General features: G+C 71.5%; 10 protein-coding genes. 5 read left to right on the top strand and 5 right to left on the bottom strand.

Going from position 1 to position 8,680, the window contains the following annotated elements; genetic code table 11:
- Positions 1–796: VOC family protein (locus tag AOK23_RS31660; RefSeq protein WP_063791441.1), on the bottom strand; the 796-nt coding region annotated here is incomplete at its 3' end.
- Positions 797–1,059: 263 nt separating this feature from the next.
- Here AOK23_RS31660 and AOK23_RS31665 point away from each other — a divergent pair.
- Positions 1,060–1,308 carry a WhiB family transcriptional regulator gene (locus AOK23_RS31665; protein WP_206336341.1) on the top strand — a complete coding sequence of 83 codons (249 nt, stop codon included), beginning with the start codon at positions 1,060–1,062 and terminating at the stop codon, positions 1,306–1,308.
- Between the two features lie 53 nt (positions 1,309–1,361).
- Here AOK23_RS31665 and AOK23_RS31670 read toward each other — a convergent pair whose 3' ends face one another.
- The 4 genes from AOK23_RS31670 to ssgD form a co-directional block, all read right to left on the bottom strand.
- Positions 1,362–2,372, bottom strand: coding sequence for an acyl-ACP desaturase (locus AOK23_RS31670; RefSeq protein ID WP_420823769.1), 1,011 nt, complete (start codon positions 2,370–2,372; stop codon positions 1,362–1,364).
- A 188-nt stretch (positions 2,373–2,560) separates the two neighbouring features.
- A complete protein-coding gene (gene ddaH, locus AOK23_RS31675; protein ID WP_055716001.1) occupies positions 2,561–3,337 on the bottom strand; it encodes a dimethylargininase in 777 nt (258 codons plus the stop codon).
- 174 nt (positions 3,338–3,511) lie between these two features.
- The gene (locus tag AOK23_RS31680; RefSeq protein WP_055716002.1) at positions 3,512–5,143 is read right to left on the bottom strand and encodes an ABC-F family ATP-binding cassette domain-containing protein; all 1,632 of its coding nucleotides are present in this window, start codon (positions 5,141–5,143) and stop codon (positions 3,512–3,514) included.
- Positions 5,144–5,489: 346 nt separating this feature from the next.
- Positions 5,490–5,906 carry a spore wall synthesis regulator SsgD gene (gene ssgD, locus AOK23_RS31685; RefSeq protein WP_055716003.1) on the bottom strand — a complete coding sequence of 139 codons (417 nt, stop codon included), beginning with the start codon at positions 5,904–5,906 and terminating at the stop codon, positions 5,490–5,492.
- Positions 5,907–6,200: 294 nt separating this feature from the next.
- On the opposite strand from ssgD, the gene AOK23_RS31690 reads away from it, so the two are divergent.
- From AOK23_RS31690 to mmpA, 4 genes are all read left to right on the top strand, one after another.
- Entirely contained in the window at positions 6,201–7,247 is a 1,047-nt protein-coding gene (locus tag AOK23_RS31690; protein ID WP_055716004.1) for a WD40/YVTN/BNR-like repeat-containing protein, read from the top strand.
- A gap of 90 nt (positions 7,248–7,337) precedes the next feature.
- The gene (locus AOK23_RS31695) at positions 7,338–7,661 is read left to right on the top strand and encodes a hypothetical protein (RefSeq protein WP_055716006.1); all 324 of its coding nucleotides are present in this window, start codon (positions 7,338–7,340) and stop codon (positions 7,659–7,661) included.
- A 54-nt stretch (positions 7,662–7,715) separates the two neighbouring features.
- Positions 7,716–8,417 carry an endonuclease V gene (locus tag AOK23_RS31700; RefSeq protein ID WP_055716005.1) on the top strand — a complete coding sequence of 234 codons (702 nt, stop codon included), beginning with the start codon at positions 7,716–7,718 and terminating at the stop codon, positions 8,415–8,417.
- Positions 8,418–8,510: 93 nt separating this feature from the next.
- Entirely contained in the window at positions 8,511–8,654 is a 144-nt protein-coding gene (gene mmpA / locus AOK23_RS48640) for a morphogenic membrane protein MmpA (RefSeq protein WP_169800355.1), read from the top strand.
- The last annotated feature ends 26 nt before the right edge of the window (positions 8,655–8,680 follow it).

Consider the following 8,680-nt stretch of genomic DNA (forward strand, 5'->3'; position numbering starts at 1 on the left):
CCCAGGAGCGCGGCGGCGGCGCGCTCTTGATCACCGCGAAGCGGGCCCCGTACGGGTCGGTCAGCTTGGCGACGCGGCCCACGCCCGCCAGGTCCGTCGCCGGCATACGGACGCCGCCGCCGCGCTCCTGGGCCTTGCGCACCGTCTCGTCGGTGTCCGTGACCTCGAAGTACGGCAGCCAGTACGGTCCGGACTCCGCCTCGGTGGGGTCCGCGTCCAGCGGGACGATGCCGCCGAACATGTCCCTCTCCTCCTTGCCGGCCGGGTTCACACAGGTGTAGCTGCCGCCCGCGAAGTCCATCGCCGAGGTCTCCCAGCCGAACACCGCGTTGTAGAACCCGGCGGCGGCCGGCAGGTCGGGGGTGTACAGCTCCACCCAGCACAGCGAACCGGGGTCCATGACGACACCGAGGCCCGTGGTGCGGCGGGGCTGCCAGATACCGAAGGGGACGCCCGCCCGGTCGGCGAGGATGGCCATCCGGCCCTCCTCCGCCACATCCATGGGCCGCATCAGCACCGAGCCGTGCGCCTGCTCGGTGGCCTTGGCCGTGGCGTCCGCGTCCGGCGACTGGAAGTAGACGTTCCACGACGGCGGGCCCTGCTCCGGGGGGTTCTGCATCCCGGCCGCGGCGGTGCGGCCGTCGAGCTGGAAGAAGCCGTAGCCGCCCATCTCGGGGCCGGCCGACCGGAAGTCCCAGCCGAAGACATGGGCGTAGAACGCGGCGGCTCCCTCGATGTCGGGGGTGCCGAGGTCGATCCAGTTCGGGGCGCCGGTGACAAAACGGGTCGTGAGCATCCTGGCCCTCCTCCGAGGGGTCCGTGAGGGGTCCCACTGCCTTTCTGTCGAGTCTCGCACCGCCCACTGACAATCGCCGGGGCGCTCCGGCCGGGGCTCGGTCGACGGAGTGGTCACCGAAGAGGGGTCGGCCGACGCGGGCCACGTACCTCCGCGCGCCGCCGTGCGCGGGGAGGCTCTCCGGAGGGACCATCAAGGGTCCGGGCCGCCGTGTTGATGCGGCGTTGATCGAACGTTTTTCGTCGACCGGCACGATCCTCTCCATGCACATGGACACGATCACCCCGGTCGACATCGCCTGGCAGGAGCGGGCGCTGTGCGCGCAGACGGGGGCCGACTTCTTCTTTCCCGACCCCGGCAGCTCCGTGCGGGAGGCCAAGCGCATCTGCGGTATGTGTGAGATGCGCACCGCCTGCCTCGACTACGCCCTGGCCAACGACGAGCGCTTCGGCGTCTGGGGCGGCCTGTCCGAGAAGGAGAGACTGCACCTGCGGCGCGCCGGACGCGGCTGACGCCGGGTGACGGGTCTCCGTCCACCCGGCGTCAGCCGCGTCCGGTGTGGGGGTCACGCCTTCCCGCGGGCCGCCATCCGAGCCTTGCGGGCCGCGAGCTTCTCGTCGAACTTGCGGGCCTCCGCGTCGAGGCCGCCCATGTATAGGCCGAGTTCCTCCTGGGCCTTCATGCCCTCGGGGCCGAGGCCGTCGATCTCCATGATCTTCAGGAAGCGGATGACGGGCGCGAGGACGTCGTCGTGGTGGATACGCAGGTTGTAGACCTCACCGATGGCCATCTGCGCGGCGGCGCGCTCGAAGCCGGGCATGCCGTGCCCGGGCATGCGGAAGTTCACGACGACGTCGCGGACGGCCTGCATGGTGAGGTCGGGGGCGAACTCGAACGCGGCCTTCAGCAGGTTCCGGTAGAAGATCATGTGGAGGTTCTCGTCGGCCGCGATGCGCGCCAGCATGCGGTCGCAGACCGGGTCACCGGAGTGGTGGCCGGTGTTGCGGTGCGAGACGCGGGTGGCCAGCTCCTGGAAAGCGACGTACGCGACCGTGTGCAGCATCGAGTGCCGGTTGTCCGACTCGAAGCCCTCGCCCATGTGGGACATGCGGAACTCTTCGAGCTTGTCCGGGTCCACCGCGCGCGAGGCGAGCAGGTAGTCGCGCATCACGATGCCGTGGCGGCCCTCCTCGGCGGTCCAGCGGTGCACCCAGGTGCCCCAGGCGCCGTCACGGCCGAAGAGCGTGGCGATCTCGTGGTGGTAGCTGGGCAGGTTGTCCTCGGTCAGCAGGTTCACCACGAGGGCGATACGGCCGATCTCGCTGACCTTCGACTGCTCCTTCTCCCATGCCTCGCCGTCCTCGAAGAGGCCGGGGAAGTTACGGGCGTCGCTCCACGGCACGTACTCGTGCGGCATCCAGTCCTTGGCGACCTGTAGATGCCGGTTGAGCTCCTTCTCGACGACTTCCTCCAGCGCGTACAGCAGCCGCGCGTCGGTCCAGTCGGAGGACGGGCTGCCGAGAAGGGGAGAAGTGAGCGACACAGAGGCTCCAGGGGGACGACCGGGGATGAACATATGTGCGGTCACGCGCGCGTGACTGAACCTACGGCATCGTAGGCTACGTATCCGTAGGTTATGAAGACGTGGGTTAAGCGCGCGGTAAAGACCCCTGATCAGAAAGGCCTTGCGCCGGGCGAGCGGGTATGCCGAACGGCCCCTGGACGCGCAGGTCCAGGGGCCGGAACGGTGAGGCGATCACCCGGTCAGGCGTACAGCTCCCGCAGGCGCACCGAGAGGCACGTCACACAGCCCTCCAGCTTCTCGAACTCGCTGATGTCGACCAGGACGGGCTCGTAGCCGAGGTCGGCGTACAGCTCCGCGGTCTTCGGCGCGCTCGCCGCCATCAGCAGCTTGTCGCCGCCGAGCAGCACGACGTGCGCCCCGGCCTCCTCCGGCACCGGCAGGAAGCGCCCGAACAGCGACGGCGTGTCCATCTTCGGGATGTGCCCGACGACCGTGCCGTCCGGCAGCGCCGTGACCGCCGACTTCAGATGCAGCACCTTGCTCACCGGCACGGACACGACCCGCGCCCCGAGGGGCTCGAACGCCGCCCGCAGCTGCTGGACCCCGGCCGCGTTGGTGCGTCCGCCGCGGCCCACGAAGACGGTGTCGCCGACCTTGAGGACGTCGCCGCCCTCCAGTGTGCCCGGGTCCCACACCCAGTTCACCGAGCAGCCGAGCGCGGCCACGGCCTCCTCGGTCCCGGCGGTCTCCTCCCGCCGGGACTCGGCGCCGGGGCGCGCGATCAGCGCCACGTTCTTGTACATGACCACCGTGTCCTCGACGAAGACCGAGTCCGGGCAGTCGTCGGCCGGGTCCACCTCGATGGTCTCCCAGCCGTGGGTGCGCAGGGCCTCCCCGTACGCTTCCCACTGCTCGACCGCGAGGTCGACGTCCACCTCCGCGCGTTCGATGTGCGTGACGAGGCCCTCTGCCAGGCGGGGGCTGGGACGACGGACGAGGGCCTTCTTGCTGGGCACGTGTGGGACTCCGAATCGAACGAGGGTTTTCCGGCGCCCGTGAAGCGACGCCGGTCCGCCATCATGCAGCCCCGCCCCACCAGGACAAAACCCCCGCACCCAGGCTGTGCCCCTCCTGAGATACTCGGCGGTAGCCGGAACCGGGCATCCCACGGCAGGGATGGTCCGTCGGGATCAGCCGGTCGTCCCCAACTCCTCCGGGGTCGTGGTGCGCAGGCCTCCCTCCTCCAGCAGCAGCCACCGGGTGATGCCCAGTGACTCCAGGAACGGCAGGTCGTGGCTGGCCACGATCAGGGCTCCCTCGTACGACTCCAGTGCCGTCGTCAGCTGGCGCACACTCGCCATGTCCAGGTTGTTCGTCGGCTCGTCCAGCATCAGCAGCTGCGGGGCGGGCTCGGCGAGCATCAGCGCGGCGAGGGCCGCCCGGAAGCGTTCCCCGCCGGACAGCGTCGCCGCCGGCTGGTCGGCGCGGGCGCCCCGGAACAGGAAGCGGGCCAGTCGGGCCCGCACCCGGTTGTTGGTGGCGCCCGGCGCGTACCGGGCCACGTTCTCGGCGACGGTCAGTCCGTCGTCGAGGACGTCGAGCCGCTGCGGCAGGAACCGCAGCGGAACGTGCGCCCGCACCTCGCCGCCCACCGGCTCCAGCTCGCCCGCGATCGTGCGCAGCAGCGTGGTCTTGCCCGCCCCGTTGCGCCCGACGAGCGCGATCCGCTCGGGGCCCCGCAGATCGAGGCCGCCGTCCACCCTGGCCCCGTACCGCAGCCGCAGGTCCAGGGCGGTGAGCACGGTGCGGCCCGGCGGTACGGCCGTGGACGGCAGGTCGACGCGGATCTCGTCGTCGTCCCGTACGGCCTCCACCGCCTCGTCGAGCCGCTCCTTGGCCTCGGCGAGCTTCTCCTCGTGCATGATGCGGTGCTTGCCGGCGGACTCCTGGGCGGCCCGTTTCCGGGCACCCATGACGATCTTCGGCTCGCGTTTCTGCTCGAACATCTTCTGGCCGTACCGCTTGCGCCGGGCCAGCTTCACCTGGGCGTCGACCAGTTCGCGCTTCTGCTTCTTCAGATCGGCCTCGGCGACCCGCACCATCCGTTCGGCCGCCTCCTGTTCGGTGCCGAGCGCCTCCTCGTAGACGGAGTAGTTGCCGCCGTACCAGGTGACCTCCCCGGAGCGCAGATCGGCGATCTGGTCGACCAGGTCGAGGAGTTCGCGGTCGTGGCTGACCACGATCATCACCCCGGACCACGCCGAGACGGCGTCGTACAGCCGGCGGCGGGCGTACAGGTCGAGGTTGTTGGTGGGTTCGTCGAGGAGCAGGACGTCCGGGCGGCGCAGCAGCAGCGCGGCCAGGCGCAGCAGCACCGACTCGCCGCCCGAGATCTCGCCGATCGTGCGGTCCAGGTCGATGTGGCCGAGCCCGAGTTGACCGAGGGTCGCCAGGGCGCGCTCCTCCACGTCCCAGTCGTCGCCGACCGCCGCGAAGTGCTCGTCGGCCACGTCGCCCGCCTCGATGGCGTGCAGCGCGGCGCGGGTCGCGGCGATGCCGAGCGCCTCGTCGACGCGCAGCGCGGTGTCGAGCGTGACGTTCTGCGGGAGGTAGCCGATCTCGCCGGCCACCCGGACCGTGCCGTCGGTCGGGGTCAGTTCCCCGGCGATCAGCTTCAACAGGGTGGACTTCCCGGACCCGTTGACCCCGACGAGCCCGGTCCGGCCGGGGCCGAACGCGATCTGGAGGTCCTCGAAGACGGGCGTGCCGTCGGGCCAGGCGAAGGACAGGGACGTGCAGGTGAGGGAAAGGGGAGTAGACATAAGGGCCTCGCGGTTGCTTGCGGTGGTCGGGGCAACGCGTGCGGACACCGCGAGCGCGACACTGCGAGGCGAGGGCGAACCCGCTGGGGCGGGGCCGGAAGAAGGCCCGCTGCCGGGGGGACGGCTCGTACGCCGAGGTCGCACGCAACGCACACAGGAAGCCGGGATACGGCGATGATGTGTGACGCGGTGTCTCAGGACCTCAGACGAGCAACGTCCTTCTCCAATCGACGGCAACAGGACCGCTGTACAAGGTAGGAGGGCGTTCTGGGGGTGTCAACGGATTAAATCGGCACCCGGACCGGCCGCCCCCGGCACGGTCGGGGCGGCGTCGGGAGGCGTGGTCTCAGCAGGCGTCCCGCATCAGCTCGGCCAGGTCGCGGTCCAGGTCGACCTGGTGGTGTTCGAGGCCGAGGGGCACCAGTTCGGTCGTCCGGTCCAGGAAGCGGCGCACCTCACCGGCGAGGACGTGCACGACGGCGGTGCCCTCCGGCGCGTGGAACTCCATGACCAGCCGCTCGTAGCCGTACGGGCGGACACGGACGTCCCCCTGGCCGACGGCCTCGTCCATACCGGTCACCAGGAGCTCACGGGCGAAGGTCCAGCAGACCTCGACACCCTCCAGCGTCGCCGGGGCGGGGAACGTCATACGGACGGCGAACGGGTCGCTCCGGTCGTAGTGGAGCGTTGCGGGAATGCTCGGCATCCGCGGCGCGGCGGCGACGAGACGGGCCTCGACGGGCTGCTCGATGACGGTGGACAACGCCTTGCTCCCTTGTGACGGCTGGACGGACTCCGGACGGCATGGCCGGGCATGTGAAGAGACGCTGGATCGGGCCGATGCGTGCACGCGGGCTTCGAGTGACCTCTGTCACCGACTCCAATCACCGAAGTGATCCATTTCTCGTCCGGCGGTCCCGGCATACCCGTGAGGACACCGGACGCGGCCCCACGGTTCCCGCCGAGGCCATCTGGACGGCGCCCGGGGGGTCGGCTAGCTTCGCCCGCCATGAGGGCCTTGGGGCAGTCGAGAAGCAGGATCCGGACGAGTCGGACGATGACGACGGGACTGGCCGCGACGGCGCTCGCCGCCGCCCTGGCCGTGCCCGCGCAGGCACAGGGGGACGGCCGGCCACCGCACTGGGAACTGAAGCAGACCGGCACTGACGTGCGCTTTCGCGGGCTGGCCGCAGTCAGCCGGAACACGGCCTGGCTGGCCGGCACCGGCGGCACCGTGCTGCGGACCAGGGACGGGGGCGAGCACTGGCGCACGGTGTCACCGCCCGGCGCACAGGATCTGCAGTTCCGGGACATCGAGGCGTTCGACGCACGCCGGGCGGTCGTTCTGGCCATCGGCGAGGGCGAGTCCTCCCGCGTGTACCGCACGGACGACGGCGGCGCCACCTGGACCGAGACCTTCCGCAACACCGACCCGCGCGCCTTCTACGACTGCCTGACCTTCTTCGACCCGCGCCACGGGCTCGCCATCAGCGACCCGGTCGACGGGAAGTTCCGCATCCTGTCCACCGAGGACGGCGGCCGCTCCTGGAACGTCCTGCCCAACGACGGCATGCCCCCGGCCCTGGAGGGCGAGGCGGGCTTCGCAGCGAGCGGGCAGTGCCTGGTCAGCTCGGGCCGGCGCGATGTCTGGCTGGCGACCGGCGGAGCGGCACGCGCGCGTGTGCTGCACTCCGCCGACCGCGGCCTGACCTGGACGGCCACCGACACCCCCGTCCCGGCGGGCGACCCGGCCCGCGGTGTCTTCGCCCTCGCCTTCCGCGACCGGGCCCACGGCATCGCCGTCGGCGGCGACTACCGCGCCGACCAGCCGTCCCCGAGCGCGGCGGCCACCACCGGCGACGCCGGGCGCCGCTGGACGCCCGCCGCGCAACCACCGCCCGCCTACCGCTCCGGCGTCGCCTGGCTCCCGTACAGCCGTACGACCGCCCTCGCCGTCGGCCCCACCGGCACCGATCTCACCACCGACGGCGGCCGCACCTGGCGCACGGTCGACACCGGCTCGTACGACACGGTGGACTGCACCCCCGACCGCGGCTGCTGGGCCGCCGGGGAGAAGGGACGCGTGGCCCGGCTGGAGAACTGACGGGACGGCCGGTGGAGGACGGGCGCCGGGACTGGATCCCGCCCGCCGGGATACCCGTGCGGTGTACGCGTCACGAAGGGAGTGATCGGCATGCCACGCGGTTCGAGCCCCAAGCGGGAACGCCAGTACGAGCACATTAAGGAGAGTGCCGAGGACCGCGGTGAGAGCGAGTCGCGCGCCAAGGAGATCGCCGCCCGCACGGTCAACAAGGAACGCGCCCGGTCCGGCGAGTCCAAGACCGCGAGCCGTACGTCCACGCAGGACATGTCGTCCGGCAAGCGGGGCGGGCAGCGCTCCCACAGCGGGTCCGAGGGGCCCACGTACGACCAGTTGTACGAGGAGGCCAAGCGGCGCAACATCCGCGGCCGTTCCGACATGAACAAGAGCCAGCTCGAGCGCGCCCTCGACAAGTAGCCGAGCGGCCCTGGGCAGCGTGCTGACGGCGGGGATGCGTACGCTCGTCGGACCATGACGACCGTACGCATCCCCGCGGGCTGGCCCGCCACCGACGATCAAGCCCGAGCCGTGCAGGACGAGTTGCGTGGCCAGGTGGTCCTCGACGAGACCGGGCCGCCGCCCGGCACCGGACACGTCACCGGCGTCGACGTCGCGTACGACGACGAGCGGGACGTGGTCGCGGCGGCGGCCGTCGTCCTGGACGCGGCCACCCTCGACGTGGTCGCCGAGGCCACGGCGATCGGACAGGTCTCCTTCCCGTACGTCCCCGGCCTGCTGGCCTTCCGGGAGATCCCGACCGTCCTCGCGGCCCTCGACGCGCTGCCGTGCGACCCCGGTCTCGTCGTCTGCGACGGCTACGGCCTCGCCCACCCCCGCCGCTTCGGCCTCGCCAGCCACCTCGGCGTCCTCACCGGGCTCCCCACGATCGGTGTCGCCAAGAACCCGTTCACCTTCACCTACGACGCCCCCGGCACCCCGCGCGGCAGCGCCTCGCCCCTCCTCGCCGCCACCGGATCGGGCACCGAGGAAGTGGGCCGCGCGCTGCGCACCCGCACCGGGGTCAAACCCGTGTTCGTGTCGGTCGGCCATCGCGTGACCCTCGACAACGCCTGCGCCCACACCCTCGCCCTGACCCCGGCCTACCGCGTCCCGGAGTCGACCCGGCACGCCGACGCCCTCTGCCGCCGGGCCCTGCGGGAGGCGGCCGGCTGAGCCCTCGGGGCGCGCATGTGAGTACGACCGGGGCTCGTACCTGAGTACGAGTACGGATACCGGCGCGTCGTCATGATCGGCAGGCTGGTCCGCATGACGACGCACCGCGCCCCGAAGCCCGCCGCCAGCCCCAGCCAGCCCGTCGAGCGTGCGGTCACGGCCGGGCTGCTGCTCGCCCTCATCGCCGGGCTCGCGTGGATCGGCGGGATGGTCTACACGCTGACGGGATGGGCCTAACGACCTCGTGCACGGTTGGCCGTGGC

The organism is Streptomyces torulosus (assembly GCF_001419765.1).
Classification (GTDB): Bacteria; Actinomycetota; Actinomycetes; order Streptomycetales; family Streptomycetaceae; genus Streptomyces; species Streptomyces torulosus.